Origin of the sequence: Kitasatospora sp. NPDC057738, from assembly GCF_042798815.1 — a bacterium.
Taxonomy (GTDB): Bacteria; Actinomycetota; Actinomycetes; order Streptomycetales; family Streptomycetaceae; genus Kitasatospora; species Kitasatospora lactacystinica.
The window spans coordinates 24,298-46,278 of sequence record NZ_JBHVJT010000001.1; the positions used below are offsets into that span (position 1 = coordinate 24,298).

General features: G+C 75.0%; 20 protein-coding genes. 4 read left to right on the plus strand and 16 right to left on the minus strand.

Annotated features, from left to right (window positions below):
* Positions 1-122: 122 nt before the first annotated feature.
* Genes ACFVGO_RS00050 through ACFVGO_RS00060 form a run of 3 tightly spaced genes read right to left on the minus strand, consistent with a single transcriptional unit; the run spans position 123 to position 2,447 of the window.
* Positions 123-992: an NAD-dependent protein deacetylase gene (locus ACFVGO_RS00050; RefSeq protein ID WP_380354774.1), complete on the minus strand. Its 870-nt coding sequence runs from the start codon at positions 990-992 to the stop codon at positions 123-125.
* 10 nt (positions 993-1,002) lie between these two features.
* Positions 1,003-1,647 carry an AAA family ATPase gene (locus tag ACFVGO_RS00055; protein WP_380630407.1) on the minus strand — a complete coding sequence of 215 codons (645 nt, stop codon included), beginning with the start codon at positions 1,645-1,647 and terminating at the stop codon, positions 1,003-1,005.
* A complete protein-coding gene (locus tag ACFVGO_RS00060) occupies positions 1,644-2,447 on the minus strand; it encodes a methyltransferase domain-containing protein (protein WP_359898524.1) in 804 nt (267 codons plus the stop codon). The genes ACFVGO_RS00055 and ACFVGO_RS00060 overlap by 4 nt, the downstream gene beginning before the upstream one ends.
* 271 nt (positions 2,448-2,718) lie before the next feature.
* Between ACFVGO_RS00060 and ACFVGO_RS00065 the strand changes: the two genes are divergently transcribed.
* Positions 2,719-3,405 (plus strand): Tat pathway signal sequence domain protein, encoded by a 687-nt coding sequence (locus ACFVGO_RS00065; RefSeq protein ID WP_380630408.1) that lies wholly within the window; start codon positions 2,719-2,721, stop codon positions 3,403-3,405.
* A gap of 87 nt (positions 3,406-3,492) precedes the next feature.
* On the opposite strand, the gene ACFVGO_RS00070 is transcribed toward ACFVGO_RS00065, so the two are convergent.
* The 7 genes from ACFVGO_RS00070 to ACFVGO_RS00100 are packed head-to-tail and all read right to left on the minus strand — an operon-like array spanning position 3,493 to position 13,163.
* A complete protein-coding gene (locus tag ACFVGO_RS00070) occupies positions 3,493-4,266 on the minus strand; it encodes a class I SAM-dependent methyltransferase (protein WP_380630409.1) in 774 nt (257 codons plus the stop codon).
* A gap of 3 nt (positions 4,267-4,269) precedes the next feature.
* Positions 4,270-5,055: an SDR family oxidoreductase gene (locus tag ACFVGO_RS00075; protein WP_359898521.1), complete on the minus strand. Its 786-nt coding sequence runs from the start codon at positions 5,053-5,055 to the stop codon at positions 4,270-4,272.
* On the minus strand, positions 5,052-5,915 hold the full coding sequence (locus tag ACFVGO_RS00080; RefSeq protein ID WP_359898520.1) for a TauD/TfdA family dioxygenase: 864 nt from the start codon (positions 5,913-5,915) through the stop codon (positions 5,052-5,054). The genes ACFVGO_RS00075 and ACFVGO_RS00080 overlap by 4 nt, the downstream gene beginning before the upstream one ends.
* Before the next feature lie 12 nt (positions 5,916-5,927).
* A complete protein-coding gene (locus ACFVGO_RS00085; protein WP_359898538.1) occupies positions 5,928-7,202 on the minus strand; it encodes an aminotransferase class III-fold pyridoxal phosphate-dependent enzyme in 1,275 nt (424 codons plus the stop codon).
* A gap of 11 nt (positions 7,203-7,213) precedes the next feature.
* Positions 7,214-11,758, minus strand: a complete 4,545-nt coding sequence (locus tag ACFVGO_RS00090) for an AMP-binding protein (protein ID WP_380630410.1) — start codon at positions 11,756-11,758, stop codon at positions 7,214-7,216.
* The gene (locus ACFVGO_RS00095) at positions 11,755-12,324 is read right to left on the minus strand and encodes a DUF6309 family protein (protein WP_359898518.1); all 570 of its coding nucleotides are present in this window, start codon (positions 12,322-12,324) and stop codon (positions 11,755-11,757) included. The genes ACFVGO_RS00090 and ACFVGO_RS00095 overlap by 4 nt, the downstream gene beginning before the upstream one ends.
* An 11-nt stretch (positions 12,325-12,335) precedes the next feature.
* On the minus strand, positions 12,336-13,163 hold the full coding sequence (locus ACFVGO_RS00100; protein ID WP_380348925.1) for a phytanoyl-CoA dioxygenase family protein: 828 nt from the start codon (positions 13,161-13,163) through the stop codon (positions 12,336-12,338).
* Between the two features lie 375 nt (positions 13,164-13,538).
* Between ACFVGO_RS00100 and ACFVGO_RS00105 the strand changes: the two genes are divergently transcribed.
* The 3 genes from ACFVGO_RS00105 (at position 13,539) to ACFVGO_RS00115 (ending at position 15,272) form a co-directional block, all read left to right on the plus strand.
* A complete protein-coding gene (locus tag ACFVGO_RS00105; protein ID WP_359898516.1) occupies positions 13,539-14,201 on the plus strand; it encodes a TetR/AcrR family transcriptional regulator in 663 nt (220 codons plus the stop codon).
* 127 nt (positions 14,202-14,328) lie between these two features.
* On the plus strand, positions 14,329-14,523 hold the full coding sequence (locus ACFVGO_RS00110; protein WP_359898515.1) for a DUF1918 domain-containing protein: 195 nt from the start codon (positions 14,329-14,331) through the stop codon (positions 14,521-14,523).
* 44 nt (positions 14,524-14,567) lie between these two features.
* Positions 14,568-15,272, plus strand: coding sequence for a DedA family protein (locus ACFVGO_RS00115; RefSeq protein ID WP_380630411.1), 705 nt, complete (start codon positions 14,568-14,570; stop codon positions 15,270-15,272).
* Between the two features lie 7 nt (positions 15,273-15,279).
* On the opposite strand, the gene ACFVGO_RS00120 is transcribed toward ACFVGO_RS00115, so the two are convergent.
* From ACFVGO_RS00120 to ACFVGO_RS00145, 6 genes are all read right to left on the minus strand, one after another.
* Positions 15,280-16,020 (minus strand): PIG-L deacetylase family protein, encoded by a 741-nt coding sequence (locus tag ACFVGO_RS00120; RefSeq protein ID WP_359898513.1) that lies wholly within the window; start codon positions 16,018-16,020, stop codon positions 15,280-15,282.
* 179 nt (positions 16,021-16,199) lie between these two features.
* Complete coding sequence (locus tag ACFVGO_RS00125; protein WP_359898512.1) at positions 16,200-17,405, minus strand: MFS transporter; 1,206 nt, start codon at positions 17,403-17,405, stop codon at positions 16,200-16,202.
* Between the two features lie 5 nt (positions 17,406-17,410).
* The gene (locus ACFVGO_RS00130) at positions 17,411-17,983 is read right to left on the minus strand and encodes a GNAT family N-acetyltransferase (protein WP_359898511.1); all 573 of its coding nucleotides are present in this window, start codon (positions 17,981-17,983) and stop codon (positions 17,411-17,413) included.
* Positions 17,980-19,149: a type III PLP-dependent enzyme gene (locus ACFVGO_RS00135; protein WP_380630507.1), complete on the minus strand. Its 1,170-nt coding sequence runs from the start codon at positions 19,147-19,149 to the stop codon at positions 17,980-17,982. The genes ACFVGO_RS00130 and ACFVGO_RS00135 overlap by 4 nt, the downstream gene beginning before the upstream one ends.
* 204 nt (positions 19,150-19,353) lie before the next feature.
* Positions 19,354-20,667, minus strand: a complete 1,314-nt coding sequence (locus ACFVGO_RS00140) for a DUF6271 family protein (protein ID WP_380630412.1) — start codon at positions 20,665-20,667, stop codon at positions 19,354-19,356.
* Entirely contained in the window at positions 20,649-21,743 is a 1,095-nt protein-coding gene (locus ACFVGO_RS00145; RefSeq protein WP_380348933.1) for a phytanoyl-CoA dioxygenase family protein, read from the minus strand. Before ACFVGO_RS00145 ends, ACFVGO_RS00140 begins: the two co-directional genes overlap by 19 nt.
* Positions 21,744-21,981: the final 238 nt, after the last annotated feature.

The following is a 21,981-nucleotide window of genomic DNA, read 5'->3' on the forward strand; positions in this document are numbered from 1 at the left end:
TTGTTTTTCTCGCGCGGGTGCCTCTCTCCCCTCCCTCCTCACCTTCCCCCCCCCCCCCTCCCGCCCCCCCCCCCCCCGCCCCCCGATCCCCCCTCCCCCCCCCAGGGCCGCGAACAGGCCCGTCAGGCCGCGTCGAGCAGCCGGGCGACCTCCGTCATGGCCGGCCCCAGCGGCAGGTCGAGCCGGAGCGCGGCGAGTTCGTCGCCGCGCGTCGGCCCCTGGTTGACGATCGCGACCGGCAGCCGCGACCGGGCGGCGCGGCGCACGAAGCGCAGCCCGGACAGCACCGCCAGCGAGGAGCCGAGGACCACCAGCGAACTGGCCGCGTCGACCAGTTCGAAGCAGTGCTCGACCCGGGGCGGCGGGACGTTCTCGCCGAAGAAGACCACGTCGGGCTTGAGCACTCCGCCGCAGTCCGTGCAGGCGGCGACCCGGAAGCCGTCCACCACGGGCTGCGGCAGCCGCGCGTCGCCGTCGGGCCGCAGCTCCGCCCCGGTCGGCCGGAAGCCGTGGTTGAGCTCCTCCAGCCGCCGGTCCAGCTCGGCCCGGGCGCTGGAGCGGCGACAGTCGAGACAGACCACCCGGCGGAGTCCGCCGTGCAGCTCGACGGCCTCCCGGGTGCCGGCCGCGTGGTGGAGACCGTCCACGTTCTGGGTGATGACCGCCGCGACGTGCCCGGCCCGGCGCAGCCGTTCCACCGCGTGGTGTCCGGCGTTGGGCCGGGCTCCGGCGATCGCGGGCCAGCCGCTGTGGCTGCGGGCCCAGTAGCGGCGCCGGGCGTCGGCGCTGCCGGTGAATTCCTGGTACGTCATCGGGGTGCCGCTGCGGCGGCGGCCGGTGGCGCCGCGGTAGTCGGGGATCCCGGACTCGGTGGACAGGCCCGCCCCGCTGAGCACCACCGTGCCACGCCGCTCCAGCAGCCCTACCAGGGCTTCCAGCCGCTCCCCCGGTGGCACGGCGGCCCGTCCGCCCGGGTGTTCGAACGCGTCCATACCGTCGAGGTTAGACCGACGACGGCCCCCGGTTCCCCTCCCGGCCGGAGGGATCCTCGGCGGCGCCGGTGGCGAAGGCCGCGATCCGCTCCAGGGGCGGGTTCCAGCCCCGGGTGGTGTCCACGGCCAGGCAGGGGGCGTCCAGCTCGATCGGTGTCCAGGACTCGATCGGCCGCTCGCCGCGCGCGATGCGGCGCAGCAGTTCGCCGTCCGCGTGGACGGCACGGCCGGGCGTCCCGGCGGCCCGGCGGGCGATCCGCTCGCGGGCGGCCTCCGGGTCCACGGTGCACCGCACGATGCGCAGTTCGGCGAGGTCGGCGAGCGGCGTCAGCCCGGGCCGCCACAGCCGGTCCTGGTAGGCCGCCTCGGCCACCAGGTCCGTTCCCGCGCGCAGGTGCCGCTCGGCGGTGCGGAAGAACTCGTGCAGCGTCCGCCGGTCCAGGTCCTCGGCCGGCGCCTCCCCGGCGGCGGCCATCCGCTCCTTGATCTCGTCCCGGCAGACCGCCGGCCGGCCGAGCGCGTCGGCGAGGGCGTGCGCCGGCGTCGTCTTGCCCGCCCCGGGCGGGCCGCTCACGACGAGCAGGCGCGGGCGGCGGTCCGCGGCCGGGCGGCGGTCCGCGGCCGGAGTCCGGTCCGCGGCCGGGCGGCGGTTCACGGCCGGCGCGCCCAGGCGGAGATCATCGGGGCGGTGGCCAGGTCGAGCCGGCCGCCGGCGACGTTGGCCAGGTGGCGGTCGATCTCCTCGTCCGTAGCGAGCCCTTCCCGCACCAGCAGCCCGCGGATCTGCCGGACCGTCGCGTCCTCCAGGACCGCGCAGGCCGGCGAGGTGATCGGGAAGTAGGCGTCGGCCCGGACGTCGACGAGGCCGGCCTCGCGCAGCGCCCGGGGCAGCGTCCGCCCGTACGCGAGGTCGGCGCCGCGCCCGGCCATCAGGGTGCGGAAGCCCGACCGCAGCCGGTTGGCGAGGCGCTCGTCGGGCCCGGACTCGTCCGGGCAGAGCAGCGGCTGGAGGGCCGGGTCGGCGTCCTCCAGGAGCAGCCGGCCGCCGGGGCGCAGCGCCTGGACCATCCGGCGCAGGGCCTCGGCGCGGTCGGCGACGTGCACCAGGACCAGCCGGGCGTGCACCAGGTCGAAGCCGCCGGGCGGCGGCGGGTCGGCGGCCACGTCGTGGCGCAGCACCTCGATCACGCCGCCGGCGGCGGGGGCGGTCCAGGAGACGTCGATGTCGGTGGCGACCACCGTGCCGGTCGGGCCTACGCGTTCGGCGAGCCCGAGCGGCACCGAGGGGCCGCCCGCGCCGACCTCCCAGCAGCGCATGCCGGGGCCGATCCCGAGGGCGTCGACGTGCCGGAAGGTCACCGGGTCGAACAGCTCGGCGAGGGCGCGGAAGCGGATGCCCGCCTCCGACTGGCGGTTGTCCAGGAGGTAGCCGTGGTCGCTGTCGTGCTCAGCCATGCCGGAATTCTCGCAGGCGGCGGGGCCGCCGGGTGCTCCGGCCCCTCGGGGTCGCGGGGCCGGGTCGGTGAGCCGGCGTTCAAGCCGCCTCCGGAGACGGCGAGTTGGGGTTTATTGACGAAAAGTCAGCAAGTTCGTCCCATCGCCTTGACGGCGCACGGTCACGGCTGGACCGTAGGGAAACCGGAAACGCCGCGCGCTCCCCGGTCCCCACCGCTCGGGAGCCGCGAGAGGACGTCTTCTCGCCCCTCACCGAGGAAGAGGTTTTCCCATGCGCTTCAGCCGTCACCTCGCCGTCACCGCCGCCGCCGTCTGCGCGGCCGGCGCACTGGCCGCCGCCCCCGCCTCCGCGTCGCCGCAGCCCCTCGCCGCCGGTCCGGTGCTCACCACCGGGAGCGCGGGCGGTACCGCCGTCGCCGTGGGCGACGCGCTCGCCGCGCCGCTCGCCACCGGCACCAAGGCCACCTTCTACTCGACCGCGACCAGCACCACCGGCGTCACCTGCGCCACGTCGCAGCTCTCGGCCTCGGTGCTGGGCAACCCGGCGGCGCCGGGCAGCGCGACCGCCTCGCTGACCGGGCTGACCTTCGGCTCGTGCACCGCCAACGTCACCGGGGTCACCTCGGTGCGCAGCCTGACGGTCGGCAACCTGCCGTACGGCGTCACCGTCTCCGACGCACCCGGCCTGCCGGTCACCCTCACCGGCGGGTCCGCCGGGACGATCCAGGCCACCGCCGTCCTGGACACCTGGTTCGGCACCATCACCTGTTCCTACCAGCTGAGCGGCGCCTTCACCGGCAACGCCGACAACGCCGCGCACAGCCTGGCGTTCCGCACCGAGCACTTCGCCAAGAGCGGCGGCTCGACGCTCTGCCCGGCCGACGGCTACTTCTCCGCGACGTACGGCCCGGTGGCCGACACCAGCCAGGCGGGCGGCCCGGCGGTCTTCGTCAACTGACCGCCCCGCGGGACCACCGGGGCGGGCGCGGCAAAGCCGCCGCGCCCACCCCGGTTCCCGTCGTCCGGCCCGCGACCGGCCGGCCGCTCAGGTCCCCGGCTCCCGGTGCCGCCACCGCACCGGGTCCACGGCCTCCGCCGCGCCCTCCGCGCCCGGTGCGCCCGCCGCGGCCGGTGCGGTCCGGGCCGACGGCCGGTGGGCGGCGGTGGAGAGCACCAGCAACTCGTTCCCCCCGGGCCGGTACTCGTAGGACACCTGCTCCACCCGGCTCGGGACGCCGAGTTCGGCCAGTTCCCCGCGCAGCCGGTCCAGCCCCTGGTAGCGGACTCCCGTGTCGTACACCACGAGCGGAAAGATCCGGACCTCCCGGCGCGCCACCCGGGCGAGTTCCAGCAGGGCCGCCCGGTGGAAGTCCTCGTCCAGCCGGTTGCCGTAGGAGAACAGCAGGTGCGAGCTGAGCACCAGGTCGAAGGAGTCGTCGGCGAAGGGGAGTTGGGGCAGCGAGCCGGCCACGTAGCGCTCGGGTCGGGCGGCGATGTCGGCGCGGAAGGTACGGGCGTTGGCGGTCCACTGGCGGATCATGTCGTCCGCGTCGGCGTACCAGGACCGGTCCCAGCCCTCGGTCTCCTTCACCAGCAGCTCGCGTTTGAACGCGGTCTCCCGCTCCACCAGCAGACCCAGTTCCTCGCGGTGCTCGGCGTACTGGAGGTCGACGGCGACGGCGTCGACACCGCGCCGCCCGGCCTCGGCGACGAAGCTCGCCGCGCCTGCCGGGCAGTCCAGGATGCGCTGCTCCAGGTCCCGCTCCCCCAGCGCGAACATCGCCCGGTACTCCGCGAAGGAGCGTGCACTGACCAGCACGGCTCAACCCCGTCCGACGAACGGCATGGTGGTCGGCAGCACCACCAGGGACTGGATGGTGGTGTCCGGCGGCTGCGAGGCCATCAGCACCAGCGCCTCGGTGAAGCGGTCCACCGGGATGGTCGCCTCGACGGCCATGGTCCGGTCGGCCTGCATCGCGGCCGGCTGCGGGCCGCCGTCCACCGGGGTGACGTTGCCGACGTCGATCTGCCCGCAGGAGATGCCGTACGGCCGGCCGTCCAGGGCGAGCACCTTGGTGAGGCCGAGGACGGCGTGCTTGGCGGCGGTGTACGCGATCGAGTTGGGGCGCGGCACGTAGGCCGAGGGCGCGCCGTTGTTGATGATCCGTCCGCCCTGCGGGGACTGGGTGCTCATCACCCGGAAGGCCTCGCGGGCGCAGAGGAATCCGCCGGTGACGATGGTGTCCAGCACCCGGTTCCAGTCCTCGAACGGGGTCTCGGCGATCGGCCGGCGCGGGGCGGCGGCGCCCGCGTTGTTGAACAGCAGGTCCAGCCGGCCGTACCGGTCGAGGACGGTGTCGAAGAGCCGGGCGACCTCCTCCGGGCTGCGGATGTCGGTCGGGACGGGCAGCACCCGGTCGGCGGCCGGGCCGGCCAGGGCCGCGGTCCCCTCCAGCGCGTCCTTGCGGCGCCCGGCGACGACCACGGTCCAGCCGGCCGCCAGTAGGGCCAGCGCCGAGGCCCGGCCCAGCCCGCTGCCCCCGCCGGTGACGATCGCCACCCGTCCGTGCGGTGCGGTCACCGCACCGGGCTCTCCTCCGGTGGTCACGGCGCCCACTCCTCCCCCTCGTTCACCCAGACCCGCAGCATCCGCCGGGAGTACGGCCCGGGCTCGTCGACGAACGGCGAACGCCCGTGCAGCACCCGGCTGTTGCGGATGATCAGCAGGTCCCCGGCGGCCATCGGCAGCCCGAAGGCGATCTCCGGCCGGTAGAGCACCTCGTCCAGCACGCCGAGCGCCTCCCACTGATGGTCCGTCAGTTCCGGCCCGCCGCGGTCGGGCGAGGAACGGACGGTGCGGGTCTGGTAGTAGCAGCCGACCGTCCCGTCCTTGCGGTCGTACAGGATGGGGGTGACCACCACCTGCGGGCCGGCCCGGCCGCTGCGCTCGAAGGTCCACTCCTCGCGGAGCGTGGCCAGCGCGTCGGGCCGCTCCCGCTGGATCAGGTCGTGCACGTGCCGGGCGCTCGCCAGCTTGGTCAGCCCGCCGCCGTCGAAGGCGGGCCGCAGGCAGAGCAGGACCAGCAGGTCGCAGGTGTCGCAGTGGAAGCCGAGTTCGGTGTTGCCGTCGCCGTCCTGGTCGTGCAGCACCGAGGTGAGGTCGCCGCGCCCGTTCTGCGGGACGATCCGGCCGAAGTCCCGCAGCAGGAAGGAGAGCACCTCGGTGATCTCCTGCTCCGGGAGGGCCGGATCCACCAGGCCGCTCACATGGGTGATGCCGACCGAGTCGGCGGCGTTCCGGACGAACTCCCGCAGCCGGGCCCGCACCTCCCCGGCCGCGTCCCACCGCCCGGCCCGCGCGTCGGCCCAGAGCAGCCGCCGCTCCTGCTCCCCCAGCGGGAGCGACCAGAGCTCCCGCCGGGCGTCCAACTCCAGGCTGCTCCAGCCGATTTCGGTCACCGCATCCATGTCCTCTCCTCCCTACCGGCCGCCGGCCGCGACGGCCTTCGCCCACAACTCCAGGCCCTCGTCGATCTGTTCGGCCGTGACGACCAGCGCGGGGATCATCCGGACCACATTGAGGTGGATCCCGCACAGCAACAGCAGCAGCCCGTGCTCGGCCGCGGCCTGCTGGGCGCGCCGGGCCGCCTCCGGGTCCGGCGTGCCGTCGGGACGGCAGAACTCGCTGGCGGCCATCAGCCCGAGCCCGCGGACGTCGGCGATCCCGGGCGTCCCGGCGGCCACCGCCCGCAGCCCGGCCAGCAGCCGGACGCCCTGCTCGGCCGCGTTCTCGACCAGCCGCTCCTCGCGCAGCACGTCCAGGGTCGCCAGCGCGGCGGCGCAGGCCACCGGGTTTCCGCCGTAGGTGCCGCCCTGCGAGCCCGGCCAGGCGCGCCCCATCAGCTCGGTGGAAGCGGCGATCGCGGACAGCGGGAAGCCGCTGGCCAGCCCCTTGGCGGTGATCAGGACGTCGGGACGGACGCCGGCCCCGTCCGGGTGGGCGCTCTCGTGCTCGTGGGCCCAGAACCGGCCGGTACGGCCGAAGCCGGTCTGCACCTCGTCCACCACCAGCAGGATGCCGTGCCGGTCGGCCCGCTCGCGCAGCCCGGCCAGGAAGCCGGGCGGGGCCGGGACGTAGCCGCCCTCGCCGAGCACCGGCTCGACGAACACGGCGGCCGTCTCGGCGGGCGCGGAGACGGTGGCGAGCACCTCGTCCAGTCCGCGCAGGGCGTGCGCGACCGCCTCGTCCTCGGACAGGCCCAGCCGGAACGCGGCCGGGAAGGGCGCCACCGCGACCCCGGGCATCAGCGGGCCGATACCGGCCCGGAACCGGGTGCCGGCCGTGGTGAGCGAGGCCGCGCCCATGGTCCGGCCGTGGAAGGAGCCCTCGAAGACGATCACGTTCTGCCGTCCGGTGGCGTGCCGGGCGAGCCGCAGCGCGGCCTCCACCGCCTCGGTGCCGGCGGTGGCGTAGAACAGCGAGTCCAGCCCGGGCGGCAGCACCTCGCCGAGCCGCTCCGTGAGCGTGAGGAGCTGGTCGTGCAGCACGGTGGTGTACTGCCCGTGGATCAGCCGGCCGGCCTGCTCCCGGACGGCCTCGACCACCTTCGGGTGACAGTGGCCGGTGCTGGTCACCCCCACTCCGGAGGTGAAGTCGAGGTAGCTGCGGCCGGCGGCGTCGTAGAGGTGGAGTCCTTCGCCGCGTACGGCGACGACCGGGGTGGCCTGCTTGAGCGCCGGGGAGAGCTGGGACACGGGGCCTGCCTTCACGGGTTGGTCCTGCCTTCACGGATGTCGTCACGACGTCGGTCGCGACGTTCGTCACGGATGTCGTCACGGATGTCGTCACGGGTGGGTGGGATCGGGCCGACGCCCGGCAGGTAGCCGGCCTCGGCGGCCCAGGTGAGCGCGGCCGACCACCACTGCGGGGTCGGCGCGGCGAAGCGCACGCCCAGCCGGTCGAGCACCGCGGTGGTGTACGCGCTGTCCACCAGCACCCTGCGTTCCTCCTGCGCCGCCCACGCGGCGGCCACCCGGGCGGCCGTCGGGTGGCGGCGCTCGGCCCGGGCCAGGGCGGCCGCGAAGCCCTCCTCGTCGGTGAGCCGCACGGGGTGGCCGTGCCCGGCCAGCCACCGCACCAGCTCGTCGTGCGGGACGGCGTGCGGCGTCTCCACGTGGTACGCGCCGGGCGCGGCGTACGGGTCGAGGGCGATCGCGGCGATCCCGGCGGCCACCGTGTCCACGTACGAGAACGCGAAGGCGGTGTCCGGCCGGCTCGGCGCGGCGCCGGCCAGCAGGTAGCCGCGGATCAGCTGGTAGATCCGGTTGTCGCCGGCGTTGGCCTGGAACGCGCCGGTCCGGCTGTGCGCCGCGATGTGGCCGCTGCGGTGCAGGTGGGCGGTGTGCCCGCGGGCGGCCCAGGCCCGGACGGCCTGCTCGGCCCGGTACTTGGTCCGCTCGTACGGGGTGCGGAAGTACTGGCCGATCTCCAGGTCCGCCTCGCTGAAGCGGCGCGGCGGGCCGTCGACGCCGCCGGAGACGGCGAGCGTGGAGACGTGGTGGAGCCGGGCGTCCGGCGCGTTCTCCCCGAGCCAGTCGAGCAGCCGCCGCACCGCCGTGTGGTTGGTGCGCTCCAGCTCGTCGGGCGAGGCCACCAGCCGGACGTCCGCCGCCGCGTGCACCACCAGGTGGGTGCCCCGGGCGAGTTCCAGCCCGGCCGGGGAGAGGCCGAGGCCGTCCCGGTCGATGTCCCCGGCGAGCGCGCGGACGGGGCCGGCCGCCCCGGCACCGAGCCGCTTCAGCGCCTCGGCGTCGTCCGCGGCCCGCACCAGGCAGGTGACCTCGGCGCCGCGGCGGAGGAAGGCCTCCAGCAGGTGCCGCCCGAGGTAGCCGGTGGCGCCGGTGAGCAGCACCCGGGCGGGTTCGCCCACCCTCGCCCGGGCCGCCGGGGCGACGCCGGGGTGCAGCAGCTGGCCGGAGGTGGACAGCGGCGCCCGGACGACCGGTGCGGCTTCCGGGGCCCGCGCCTCGGCCGCCACCGCCCGGGCGAACCGCCCGGTGATCCGATCGGCGGCGGAGTGCGGCAGGCCGGGCCGCCCGTACACCAGGTCGGCGACCAGCCGCTGCTCCACCACCCTTGCGGTGAGGCGCAGTTCGTACAGCGGGTCGCCCCCGGTACAGCGGGCCGTCCCGGCCTGTTCGGCGGCGACCGTCCAGTCCAGCGCGGGTTCCTCGGGCAGCCGGAAGGTGCCGAGGAAGTTGAAGCCGACGGCGGGCCGCCCGCCGGGCGCGTCCATCGGCCGGACGGGTGCCTCGCGCAGCCGCCGCGCCACGGCGTCCGGGGTGGCCCCGGCGTCCAGAGCGACATGCTTGACGGCGGTGAACCAGCCGACGGTGTCCAGGAATTCGCCCTCGTCGCCGACCGCGTCCCGGCCGTGGGTCTCGACCTCCACCGCGAGCCGGGGACGGCCGCTGTCGCCGGTGACGGCTGCGGCGAAGGCGGCCAGCAGCACGGCCTCCAGCCCGGACCCGGCGCCGTGCCGGGCGATCAGCCGGGCGGTGGCCGCCGGGTCGAGCGCCCAGCTGAGCGCCCCGGGCTCCTGGACCTCTCCGACGGCGGGCTCCCCTATGGCGAGTTCCCCGACGGCGGGCTCCCCGATCGCGACCTCCCCGACCGCGGGCTCCTCGGCCTCCCCGGCGACCGGCTCGACGGCGACCGGCTCGACGGCGACCGGCTCGACGGCGGGAGACGCGGCCGCCGCCCAGGCGTAGAAGTCCGCCGTCGGCGGCAGATCGGCCGGCTTCCGGTCGAGCACCGCCCGGTACGCGTGCGCCAGGTCGTCCAGCAGGATCCGCCAGGACAGCCCGTCGACCACCAGGTGGTGCGCGATCAGCGCGAGCCGGTCGTCGGTGCCGGGCGGACCGGTGAACAGGTGGGCGCGCAGCAGCCGGCCGGCCGCCGGGTCGAGGCTGCGGTGGAGTTCGGTGCAGACCCCGGCGACGGTGTCGGCGATCTCCCCGGCCGCGCTCGGGATCCGGGAACAGGAGACCGGGTCGAGCCCGGCCACCTCCCGGAGCTCGCCGCAGCCGTCGGGGGTGACCGGGCGGCGCAGCGCCGGGTGCCGCTCCAGGACGGCCGCGACGGCCGCCGAGAGCGCCTCCGGGTCGACGGCGGTGCGGCAGCGCAGCAGCACGGACTGGTTCCAGTGCCGCGGCTCCCGCAGCGACCGCTGCCGGTACAACCAGCGCTGCGCCGGGGCGAGTCGGTAGCCGCCGGCGTCACCGCGCGGGGCGGGGACGGACGGCGCGGCCGGGACGGCGACCGCCGCCAGGCCCTCGGCCGTCGGGTGCCGGTAGAAGTCCTCGTAGGCGACCCGCAGGCCGGAGCGCCGCAGGAAGGCGATGGTGCGCATGGCGAGGATGGAGTCCCCGCCGAGGGCGAGCACGTCGGCGCGCGGCCCGACCGCGGGCAGGCCGAGGGCGCCCGCCCAGAACCGGGCGATCTCCCCGGCCGGGCCGCTCCCGGCGGTGCCGCTGGACTCCGCCCGGGCCTCGACGAGTTCGGCCGCCAGCTCGGCCAGCCGCTGCCGGTCGAGCTTGCCGTTCGGCCCGACCGGGAACTGCGGCAGCACCAGGATCGGCTGCGGCACGGAGTAGCCGGGCAGCCGGTCCCGCAGGTGCGCGCGCAGGTCCTCCAGCGTCTCCTCCCCCGCCGACCCCACCGAATCCGCCGAATCCGCCGACCCCGTCGGCCCTGCCGCCCCCGTCGGCCCTGCTGTCCCCGTCGGCCCCTCCGAGCCGTCGGCGCCTCCCAACAGCCTTACCACGCCGATCAGTTGGTTGCCGAGTGCGGTCTCCCGCAGCAGCGCCGCCGAGCGGGCGACGCCGGGGTGGCCGTCCATCGCCCGCTCGACCTCGGCGAGGTCCACCCGGTAGCCGCGGACCTTCACCTGGCGGTCCACCCGGCCCAGGAAGACCAGGTCGCCGTCCGCCCGCCGGCGGCACAGGTCCCCGGTGCGGTAGACGAGTCGGCCGTCGTGCCGGACGAAGCCGCGTGCGGTCTCGGCCGGCCGGCCGTAGTAGCCGGCGGTCACGCCCCGGCCCCCGATGAGCAGTTCGCCGACCGTGCCGTCCGGTACCGCCCGGCCGGCGCCGTCCACCACGGTCAGCAGCACCTCGCCGATCCCGATGCCGATCGGCACGGTCGGCTCCTCGGCGGGCAGTTGGCCGGCGGAGGTGACGAGCAGGCAGGTGGCGCCGACGGTGGTCTCGGTCGGGCCGTAGTGGTTGGCCAGCCGCGCGGTGGTGCCACGGTCGAGCAGGGCGGCGGCCAGCGGACGGGGCAGCGGCTCGCCGCCGAGCAGCACGGTGTGCAGCGGCGGGGAGTCGGCCGGACGGCCCTCCAGCAGGGCGGTCAGGTGCGAGGGGGTGGTCTTCAGCACGTCCACCCGGGCCCGCCGCAGCGAGGCCCAGAAGGCCTCCGGGTCGCGCACCTCGCGGTCCGGCACGAGGTGCACCGAGCCGCCGGTGGCCAGGGCGAGCAGCCAGGCGGTGTGGCCGAGGTCGGCGGCCAGGGTGGTGACGTGCGCGGCGCACGGGGCGTCGGCCTCGGTGAGGCCGAGCCGCCCGGCCAGCGCCCGGGCGTAGTGCACGGCGTTGGCGTGGGTGACGGCCACCGCCTTGGGCTCGCCGCTCGACCCGGAGGTGAAGGAGAGGTAGGCGAGGTCCTCGCCCCGTACCTCGACGGTCGCCGACCGCGGCCCCGGCAGCGCCTCGACGGCCGGTGCGACCCCGACGCCGGTGCCCGGCGCCTGCCCGGTCCCGGTGCCCGGCGCCTCGGCGCCCTCGGTGCTCGGCGCCTCCGCGTCCTCGACGCCCGGCGTCCGTCCGGCCCCGACGTCCACCACCTCCCCGCCGAGCCCGCCCTCGGTGGCCAGCACCCGGGCCACCCGCACGGACGCCAGCCGCCGGGCCAGGTCGGCCGCCGACCAGTCCGGATCGGCCAGCACGGCCGCCGCGCCCGAGCGCAGCACCCCGTACAGCAGCACCAGCATCCGGGCGTCCCGGGGCCCGACCAGGGCGACCCGGTCGCCCCGGCCGGTGCCGGCGGCGGCCAGCCTTGCGGCGATCCGGCCGGCCGCGGCGTCGACCGTGCGGTAGTCGAAGCTGCGGACCCCGTCGCCCAGGGCGGGCCGGTCGGGGTGGGCCCGGGCGAGGTGCGCGAGCAGTTCGGGCAGCGAGCGGGCGCCGCGGACGGGGTCGGCCGCGTGGCCGCGGGACGCGGAGCGGAGGTGCTGCGTCGCGGGGGTCACGCCGACTCGCCCCCCGTCCGGCCCGCCCGGGCCGGCCCGGCGACCACCGCCGGGTCGCCCACCAGGTACCCGTCGAGCAGCGCCCGCTCGGGCAGCCGTCCGGCCAATTCCCAAGCCAGCATGCGGTGCAGGCCGTCGAGGTGGATCAGCCCGGACCGGACCGCGAGGTCCCCGTAGTCGGAGTGGTCGACCGGCGCGGTGCTGAGGAAGACGGGCGTGAACGGTGCCCACCGCAGCAGCCGCAGCTTGGCCGCGCAGACCGGGTTGGCGACGGCCCAGGCGGCTCCGCCGGCGCGGACCCGCTCGGCCGCCTCGGCCACCGTCAGCCCGGAGCGCGGCACCGTTTCGAGCTCCCCGCCCTCGCTGAGGTGCCAGGGCAGCACGACGCCCAGGACGTCCGCCCGGGAGAGCCGGATCCGCCACCAGCCGCCGGGGATGCGGTCGGCACGTTCGAGGTTCTCCTCGCCGTACATGTTGCTGTTCGCCTCGTGGGCCCGCTCCACCGGGTGGTCCCGCAGGTAGGCGTCGTGGACCTCGGGGAAGGCGACGGCGGTGACGATCTCCACGGCAGTGCTCCTCAGACGGTTCCGGTGTACTCGGTGCGGGCGTGTTCGCCGGCGGTGTACTCGGTGAAGTGCCGCTCGGCGAACAGCTCGGGCCACTGGCCGTCGGCCAGGTCCAGTTCGCGGGCCCGGGCGAGCATCTGTCGCCAATAGGGCTTCACCGGACGCCAGCGCGCCCCCACCTGGCAGTAGGAGGCGTCGACGAAGTACCGGGGGTGGCCCGGTCCTTCGGGCGCCGGTCTGCGGGTGTGGAACAGCGCCGAGTTGAGCAGCACCGTCGAGCCGGGCGGCAGCCGGTCGAGGACCACCTCGCCGGGCAGTTCCGCGGTGCCGTGGTGGGCGAAGGCGGACTTGCCGACGGTGCGCAGGTGCGAGCCGGGCAGCACGGCCAGGCTGCCGACCCGCTCGTCCAGTCCGCCGAGGTAGTGCAGCGCGTGGACCATCAGCAGCGACGGGTCGGAGCGGTCGTTGGGCTCGCAGTCGTGGTGCCAGGCCTTGCCCGGGATCCCCGGGTCCTGGCGGTCGCTGTGCAGGTGGTGGAAGACGAAGTCCGGCCCGAGCAGGCGGGTCAGGGTGCGCAGCAGCGGTGGGTGGGTGAGGAGTTCGCCGTGGGCGGGCAGTTCCAGTTCCAGCAGCGGGGGCGGTCCGTGGCGTAAGGGGTCGGCGCACGCGGCGATCGACCGGGCCCGCAGGCCCTCGTCCACCCACCGGTCGACCTCGGGGGCGAGCCGTTCGCGCAGCGCTTCCGGCAGCAGGCCGGGCAGGACCAGGTACCCGGACTCCAGGAACTGGCGGCGGTGCGCGGTGTCGAGGGCCTCACGCCCTCCGGAGTGCGGCGTCACCGAACCGATCCCCTCCTTCCGTCGGGCGGGCACACACAGGGTCGTGACGCCACAGGACGTGGCGCGGGAAGTGGAGGCACACGGTGTCGTCCAGACCTCGGGTGGCGGCGGTGCGTCCGTCACGGGCGTCTCGGCCGCCACAGCTGAATCGCGATCACCACGAAGAGGCATGCGTTGATCACGCAAAGTAGTCCGCCCCAGGAGTATGAACCTGTCATCGCGTCCACGACAAGGCCTATACCAGCTCGTGGACACCTTCCCGCCACCGTGCCGTTCAGCTCCGGCCACCAGTCGGCTCCCGTCCCACGGGGAACTCCGGGCCGTTCGCGCCCCGGTGATTCGCCGCCGTCACGGCGGATGCGGCACAGTGAGGTCATGAGCGACAGGAGTCACCCCGCCCCCGGACCGGTCAGGCGCCGCCCGGTCCAGCAGCGCAGCCTGGAGCGGTACGGCCGCATCCTGGACGCCTGCGCCGGGCTGCTGGACGAGGTCGGGGCGACCGCGCTCACCACCAAGGAAGTCGCCCAGCGCGCCCAGGTGCCGATCGGCACCCTCTACCAGTTCTTCGCCGGCAAGGAGGACCTGCTGGCCGCGCTCGCCACCCGCAACCTCGACCACTACCTCCAGCGCCTGGACGCCCGGCTGGCCGCCGCCGCGCCGGTCGGCCCCGCCCTCTTCACCGACCTGGCGGTGGAGGAGTTCGTGGCGATGAAGCGGGCGGTGCCGGGCTTCGGCCAGCTGGACTTCGGCCTGGCGGGCCCGGCCGTCCCCACCGGCGTCCAGGACGACCTGCACCTGCTGGACGCGGGCGTGGACAACAACACCGCCGTGGCGCTGCGGCTCCAGGCGCTCGGCGGCGAACTGTTCCGGGCGGGCGACCCGTCGGCCACCACGCTGGCCCTGCGGGTGGCCCTGGAAGCCGCCGACGCGGTGCTCAAGCTGGCCTTCCGGGAGGCCCCCGACGGCGATCCGGCGCTGATCGCCGAGTGCAAGCGGTTGGTCCGCGGCTACCTCGCGCAACAGTCCTCCGCCCGCTGAGGCAGGGCACCGCGCCCCTCGCGCGCCCCGTCCGCCCGAGGCGTTGCGCGCCCGCCGCACCCGCAGCACAGTGGATAGCGGGAACGGCCGTGGAGGCGGCCGGGCACACGACCCGAGGGAGCAGACCATGCAGGCAGCGGTAGGTGACCAGCTCCACATCCACAGCAGGTCGGTGGGCATGGTGGACCAGAAGGGCGAGATCGTCGAGGTGCGCGGCACCGACGGACAGCCGCCGTACATGGTCCGGTTCGAGGACGGCCACGAGGGTCTGATCTACCCGGGCCCCGACTGCAACATCGAGCGTCGCGAGGCGAACCTCTGACCGACACCCCCGTCACCCCGCCCCGCGCGAGGTGGTGAGGAGCGGTGTCCGCTCCCACGACCCCGCTGCCCGGGGCACTCGCCGGGCTCGCGCCACTGCTGGACCACTACGGGTACCTCGCGGTGGCGCTGCTCGTGCTGCTCGACAACTGCGGCATCCCGGTGCCCGGGCAGACCGTGCTGGTGCTGGCCTCGGTGTACGCCGGCGCCGGGCACCTCGACTTCGCCGCCGTCCTGCTGGTCGCGACCGGCGCCGCCGCGCTCGGCAACAGCCTCGGCTACCTGATCGGCCGCACCGGCGGCCGCGCCTTCGTCCACCGCTGGGGCCGCTACGTGCTGCTCACCCCGGCCCGGATGGACCGCGCCGAGGACTTCTTCGCCCGGCACGGCGGCAAGGTGGTCACGGTCGCCCGCTTCGTGGACGGGCTGCGCCAGTACAACGGGATCATCGCCGGGACCACGGAGATGCCCTGGCGCCGGTTCCTGCCGTTCAACCTGCTGGGCGCGGTGCTGTGGACGGCGGTCTGGGGCACCTTCGGCTACCTCGCCGGGGCCAACATCGGCGCGGTGTACCGCACGGCGCTGCGCTACCAGGTCTGGTTCGCGGTCGGGCTGGGCGTGCTGGTCGCGGCCGTCCTGCTGCGGCAGGTGCTGCGCCACCGGCGCCGGCGCCGCACGGGCGCAGGCACCGGCACGGGCACTGGCACAGGCACCGGCAAGGGCACCGACACCGGCGCCGGGCCCGAGTAGCCGCGGGTCAGCGCAGCGGGAACACCTCGAACGGCACCGCGAAGCGCGTCCCCAGCCGGCTGCCCGCGCCCCGGCCGAAGCCCTCCAGGAACTCCCGCGGCTCCGCCATCGCCCCGCCCAGCCCGGCCAGGTACGCCTTGTGCTCCTCCAGCGAGGCGACGCCCCGGTCGAAGTGCGCGGTGGTGTCCACCGCGTGCCCGGCGTCCGGCGAGGCCACCGCCCAGATCTGCCGCACGCCGTTCCACGGCTCGTGGCCCTCGGCCAGCAGCTCGCGGAACACCCAGCGGTTCCCGGCGTCCCGGACCCCGTCCAGGGTGGCCCGGCCGACCGCGATGTGGTCGGCCTGGTTGAGGAACTGCCCGCCGTAGGTGTCCCGGAAGTTGCTGGTGATCACGATGTCCGGCCGGTGCCTGCGCACCACCCGGGCGATGTCCCGGCGCAGCGGCAGCCCGTACTCCACGACCCCGTCCGGGTGTCCGAGGAACTCGACGGTGTCGACGCCGACCACGCGCGCCGAGGCGATCTGCTCGGCCTCGCGCAGCGGGCCGCACTCGGCCGGGTCCAGCGAGTCGATGCCCGCCTCGCCGCTGGTGACCATCGCATAGACGACCTTCTTGCCCTGCGAGGTCCAGCGGGCGACGGCCGCGGCCCCGCCGTACTCCATGTCGTCGGGGTGGGCGACGATCGCCAGCGCGGTCTGCCAGTCCTCGTCGACGGGCTCGAAGGGCTCGGGGGCCTGGTCGGTCATGCTGCTCGTTCCTCTCGGTGCGGCTCACGGTCGTACGGACGCACGACAGTCGCACGGCCGTACCACCCGTGACTCTAGAAGACCCGCTTCCCCCACGCCCCGTCAGACACCGTCGCCCCCGGTCGGCTTGCCCTGACGCGGGCGTCAGGGGTTGGCGTCCGGGCGTCCCGCGGGAGGGGTCAGCTCGGGTCGGCGGCGAGCAGCGGATCGGCGGGGGCGGCGGAGGTGTCCTGGCCGGGCCAGCGGATCCGGGTGGCGCAGAGGGAGACGACGGCCGCCGAGGCGGCGACGGCGGCCATGCCCCAGAGCAGGCTGGTGGCGCCGGCGATGAAACCGATCACGGCGGGGCCGGCCAGCAGGCCGGTGGTGCCCATGGCGGCGACCAGCGAGAGGGCGTCGGCGCCCTGCCGGGCGGCGGCGACGTAGACGCACGGGGTCACCGCGGCCACTCCGAGGCCGACGCAGGCGAAGCCGAGCAGGGTCGGGACCACGCCGCCGACCGCCAGGGCCAGGGCGAGTCCGAGGCCGGCCAGCAGGCTGCCGGTGCGCACGATCCGGCCGTCGCCGAAGCGGGTGCGCCAGCCGTCCGCGAAGATCCGGGCGCAGACCATCATCACCGAGACCACCGCGATGCCCATCGGGGCGAGCCCGGCGCCGGCGTGCACGTAGTCCTTGAGGTAGAGCGCCGACCAGTCGTTCATGGCGCCCTCGGTGACGGTGCCGAACACCATCGCCAGGCCCATCCAGAGGGTCGCGACGGTCGGCAGCACGAAGCCGCGGCGCCGCTTCCTCTCCTCCGGTTCGGCGGATTCGGCCGGCCGGTCCGCCAGCAGCCCCGGCCGGGCCGCCACGACCAGCACCGCGAGCAGCGCGGCGGCCACCCCGAAGTGCACCGCCAGGGTGCCGGTGACGGAGGTGACGCCCGAGGCCAGCAGGGCGGCGAGCAGCGAACCGGCGCTGAAGGTGGCGTGCAGCCGGGACATCGTGGCCCGCTCGAAGCGGGCCTCCAGCGCGGCACCCTGGGCGTTCATCGCGACGTTCAGGCAGCCGACCGCGACGCCGTCGAGGAACAGCACCAGCAGCATCACGGGGTAGTTCGGCACCACCGACAGGGCGAGCAGGATCACGCCGAGAGCGAGCGCGGACAGTACCGAGAGCAGGCGGGAGCCGAGCCGCCGGGTCAGCACCGCGACCAGGGGGAAGGACACCGCCGCGCCGATTCCGCAGGTCATCAGCAGCAGGCCGATCTGGGCCTCGCCCAGGTCGAGCCGGGCCTTGAGCGCGGGTACCCGGGAGACCCAGGTCGCGTACTGGAATCCGAGGACGAAGAACAGGGCGCCGATGGCCACTTGGGACCGGCGGAAGTCGTCGCGAACGGGGGACATCGGTATCAGCCCACTTCGGCTCTGGGGTACGGCCCGCGGATCGCGGTGGAGTGCGGCAGCGGCCGGACCGGGACGGCGTCCAGCGGCATCGCCATGTAGACCGCCCGGGTGCCGTAGCTCTCGGGCAGGTCGATCTCGGGCCGGGCGCGGTAGCCCAGCGGGGTCCACAGCACGTGCGAACCGCGGACGGCGACCAGCGAGGCGCTCCGGTAGCCGGCCGTCCGGGCGGTGTGCTCCAGGTGCCGCAGCAGCCGCAGGGACAGGCCCCGGCCGCGCAGGTCCTCGGAGATCACCAGGTCGTGGGCGTGCATGTTGGTCGGCCGCTCGCCCGCGTCGGCCCCGTCCTCGCCGCGGCCGAGGTCAGGGCAGCGGAACAGCGGGTACGGCAGGGCGAGCAGGTAGCCGCCGAGGCCGCCCGGGTGCTCCAGCACGAAGCAGGTGTCCGGCGAGGCCCGGTGCCGGGAGCGCAGCGCCTCGCGGCCCTCGGACAGGCCGCTGGCGGCGTAGGCGCGCTCCTCCAGCGCGACCACGGCGTCCCAGTCCTCCTCCCGGAGCAGCCGGATGCGGTACTCGCTCATCTCTCTCCTCCCTCGCGGCGCCCGCCGATGCAGCTGTACGGCAGTGGCGCGAAGCCGTTGAACCCCTGGGTGGCGTAGGCGGTGGCGTACGCGCCGCAGGAGTGGATCCAGACCGGTTCGCCGGAGCCGATCGCGCGCGGGACGCGCACCAGGCCGCCCTCCTGGGCGTACGCGTCGTCGCTGTCGCAGGTCGGGCCGGCCACCACGGCGTTGACGAACTGACCGCCGGGGTGGGTGGGGAACTCCAGCCGGTACTGGAGCTGGTCCATCTCGTACAGGCCGTTGAACTTGCCGCAGCTGAGGTAGAGCCAGTCCTCCCGGGTGCCGTCGGGGCGGTGGCGGGAGGTGAGCCGGGAGACGTGCGCGCGGATCGCGCCGTGGTCGGCGACCAGGTGCCGCCCGGGCTCCAGCAGGAACTCCAGCGGCCCGGCGTTGACGGCGCTCAGCCGCTCCATGCCCTCGCGGATCACCGCGAACATCTTGTCCAGCGGCGGGTCGAGCGGGCGTCCGCCGCGGTCGAGGACGCCGAGGGCGGGCAGGCCGCCGCCGAGGTTGATCCGGGTCGGGGTGATGCCACGCCAGTTGAGCGCCTCCAGTACGGCAGCCAGCGACTCGACGGCGGCGCTCCAGGCCTCGGCGGTCATCTGCTGGGAGCCGACGTGCACCGACAGTCCGGACGGCACGAGCCCGGCGGTGCGGGCGGCGTCGAGCACCCGCACGGCGTCCTCGGGCGAGCAGCCGAACTTGTGACTCAGGCCCCACAGCGCGCCCTCGCCGGTGGTCGCGATGCGGCAGAACACCCGTGCGCCGGGGGCGTGTTCGGCGATCGCCGCGACGTCCTCCAGGCTGTCGGTGGCGAAGTCCCGCACGCCCAGCCGGTGGGCCTCGGCGATGTTGCGGTCGGACTTGACGGTGTTGCCGTAGTGGATCAGTTCGGGCGGCACGCCGGTGCGCAGCGCCTGGGCGATCTCCTGCGGGCTCGCCGCGTCGAAGCCCGAGCCGAGGGCGGCGAGGTGGTCCAGCACCTCGTCCACCGGGCAGGCCTTCATCGCGAAGCGGACGGCCACGCCGGGCAGTTCGGCGCGGAGCGCGGCGTACTGGCGGCCGATGCCGTCGAGGTCGTAGATGATCCGGTCGTCGGTGGCGGCGGCGAGTGCGGCGCGCAGCGCGGTGCGGTCGTGCTCGTCGGCGCGGCGCGTCTCGGTGTGCACCGCGGAGACGGCCGGGGCACGGTGGGCGGGCGGGTGGGCGGCGCTGTGGCCGCCGGCGCGGCCGCCGGGGTGGCCGGCCGCATGGCTGGTGGCATGGCCGGTGGTGTGGCCGGTGGCATGGCTGGTGGTCTGGCGTATCACGTGGAGTTCCCCGTCCGGCTAGCGTGGCCGCCGGTCGACGGGGGTGGCCCTGCTCGCCCGCACCAGCGGGCCCCACGCGTCGATCAGCGCTGCGAAGTCCTCGATGTCCGTCTGCGCCTCGTCGAGCAGGCGTGCCCGCAGGGGCGCCAGGTGGTCCGCGAACTCGGCGTACTTTCCGCCGAGGCGTCGGTAGCAGCGGTCGAGTTCGGCGAGCCTGCGGTGGTTCTCCGCGCGGTCCGTCGCGGCGCTGCGACGGGCGGATTCGGCGATCGGTTCGGGGCGGACGCGGTGCTGTTCGTCCAGCAGGGCGCCGCCGGCCGCCTCCATCTCGGAGTAGACCGGGTAGAGGTAGAGCATGGAGAGCAGGAACTTGGCGTAGCGCAGCTGGTAGGCGGTGAAGCCGGGGCCGGTGCGCCGTTCCGGGGTGTGGTAGTTGACGATGTGGCGGTTGTGGGTGACGCCCGGCAGGGTCGCGTCGCGCACCAGGTGGTGCAGGAAGTAGTCGCTGCCGATGGTGTCGGTGGCGGGCGGCAGCGGCACCCGTTCGTAGACCTCGTGGTGGAGGCCGATGTTGCACATGTCGATGTGCCAGATGTCGGGCAGGTCGAGCACCGCGCGGTCGGCGGTGAAGGGCTCGGTGCCGCCTCCGGTGAAGGACTCGGCGACGAGTTCGCGCTTCTCCTCCTCGCTCGCGCCGGTGGGCGCCCAGAGCGCGACCACGTCGTGGTGGACCTCGGGGTCGAGTTCACGGATCTCGCCGACGTCGACGGAGAGTTCACCTACGAAGGAGGCGCCGACCAGTGCGACCGGCTTGTCCGCGTGCGCCGCGTCGAGGGTGTTCTCGGTGACGGCGGCGGCCGCGTCGGCGGCCTTCAGCCCGAGCGTGGCCAGCTCGTGCTCGATCGGGAACACCGCTTCGCCGTCGAGCAGTTGGTAGCGGCTGTCGGAGTCCCGGCGGTGCACCGACTCGCAGCCGAGCGCCGCGGCCAGCAGGAACGCCCGGTTGGTGCAGGCGCCGTAGGAGACGGCGTCGGGCAGCATCAGGCGCAGCAGCCGGTCCGGGTCGGCCGCGCCGGATGCGTCGATCACCTCGCGCAGGAAGGCGCGCTGGGCGTCCTCGTCCAGGTGGTGGACGACCACGCCGTCGACGGCCGGCAGGCCGGCGAGGGCCCCGGCGTGCCGGGCACGGTCCGCGGGCTCGGCGGAGTCCAGCACCAGCAGGTGCACCCGGACGCCGAACCGCCGTACGGCGTGGGCGGCTTCGGCGCCGATCGCGGTGATGGTGTCCGCGCAGGCGCGGTTGGTGGGCAGGGTCAGGCAGACGTCGCGCATTCCCGCTCCCCCGTGTCCCCGCATTCGTCGAACGGCTTGCCGCTCCAGGACCGCAGGCCGAGCAACTTCTCCCCCAGTTCGGTGAGTTCGGCGGTTCCGTAGCGCTTCGCCTCGGGCCGGTCGGCGTCGCCGACCAGCGTGCGGTTCCAGTCCGGCGTGCCGAGCGTGCGCCAGGACTCCACCCGGGAGCGGCGCAGCTTCTCGGACTCCTCCAGCGCGGGCATCATCGACAGGTACTGCACCGCGCGCACACCGCCCGCGGAGGTGTTGGGCGCCACGCCGTGGGCGAGCAGGCCGTTCCAGATCAGCAGGTCACCGGCCTCCAACTCGGGCCGTACGACCGGGAACTCGGCGCGGTCGACGTCCGGGCGGATCGGGTCGCGGTCGGCCGGCTGGGCGGCCCGCCACTCGTCGAAGCGGCGGAACAGCTCCGGGTCGCACTGGAAGCCGCCGTGGTCGGGGGCGGTGTCGTTGAGCGCGATGATGCCCTGGACGCGCTGCGGCAGCATGTCCCGGGTGGTGTCGACGTCCCAGTGCAGCTCGATGTCGAAGCCGCGGTCGGTGGGCTCGATCAGCGCGCGGTCGCGGTTGCGGACGTTCGGCGGGTTGAGGTTGAGCCGGTCGAGGGTGACCCAGAGCTCCTCGCAGTCCCACACGTCCACGAAGGCGTCGTAGACGCGCTGCGACTGGCGGCTGTCCCAGATGAGCTGGTGGTGGTAGGCCTCGACGAAGCCGTAGACGTGCAGGTGCCGGTCGAGTTCGTCGCGGTACTCGCGCTCGCGGTACCAGTCCTCGGGGCGGTCCGGCGACAGGCCCTGGAACTCCCAGGCGAAGTCGAGCAGTCGGCGCGCGGCCCCGGCCGGGATCGCCTGCTTCACCACCACGTAGCCGTAGGTCCGCCAGAACGCGTGGTCCTCCTCCGAGAGCACCCGCAGCGGGTGCTTCTTGCGGACCTCGCGCAGCGCGGTCGGGGCGAGGTAGCTCTCGGTGTCGGCACTGAAGTAGGGGCGCTGCGACGCGGCCCGGTACAGGTATTCCCCGTCGGGTCCGTCGGGGTGTTCGGCAGGGCTCGGCATGGGCAGTCACTCCATGGTTCGTAGTCGACGCAGCGCTTCCTCGCGGGCTCGATGCGGGCACGGCGAGTCGACGGCCGGCCACCGGCCGCAACAGGAATTCGAGTGCGGCCCGGAGGGCCGTCCGCATACGGTCCTTCTCGCCACGGCCCGCGGGCGCGGAACAGCGCCACGTCAGGGGGCCAACTCTCCCGTCCGGCAAGGCACCTAACCCCGCATCAGCCTTTGCCGAACCGCGCTC

Coding starts and splice junctions, on each gene's coding strand:
- ACFVGO_RS00130 (WP_359898511.1), bottom strand. CDS start 17,983: ATGAGCGAGTACCGCATCCGGCTGCTCCGGGAGGAGGACTGGGACGCC.
- ACFVGO_RS00145 (WP_380348933.1), bottom strand. CDS start 21,743: ATGCCGAGCCCTGCCGAACACCCCGACGGACCCGACGGGGAATACCTG.
- ACFVGO_RS00110 (WP_359898515.1), top strand. CDS start 14,329: ATGCAGGCAGCGGTAGGTGACCAGCTCCACATCCACAGCAGGTCGGTG.
- ACFVGO_RS00065 (WP_380630408.1), top strand. CDS start 2,719: ATGCGCTTCAGCCGTCACCTCGCCGTCACCGCCGCCGCCGTCTGCGCG.
- ACFVGO_RS00125 (WP_359898512.1), bottom strand. CDS start 17,405: ATGTCCCCCGTTCGCGACGACTTCCGCCGGTCCCAAGTGGCCATCGGC.
- ACFVGO_RS00120 (WP_359898513.1), bottom strand. CDS start 16,020: ATGACCGACCAGGCCCCCGAGCCCTTCGAGCCCGTCGACGAGGACTGG.
- ACFVGO_RS00105 (WP_359898516.1), top strand. CDS start 13,539: ATGAGCGACAGGAGTCACCCCGCCCCCGGACCGGTCAGGCGCCGCCCG.
- ACFVGO_RS00080 (WP_359898520.1), bottom strand. CDS start 5,915: ATGGATGCGGTGACCGAAATCGGCTGGAGCAGCCTGGAGTTGGACGCC.
- ACFVGO_RS00140 (WP_380630412.1), bottom strand. CDS start 20,667: ATGCGCGACGTCTGCCTGACCCTGCCCACCAACCGCGCCTGCGCGGAC.
- ACFVGO_RS00050 (WP_380354774.1), bottom strand. CDS start 992: ATGGACGCGTTCGAACACCCGGGCGGACGGGCCGCCGTGCCACCGGGG.
- ACFVGO_RS00060 (WP_359898524.1), bottom strand. CDS start 2,447: ATGGCTGAGCACGACAGCGACCACGGCTACCTCCTGGACAACCGCCAG.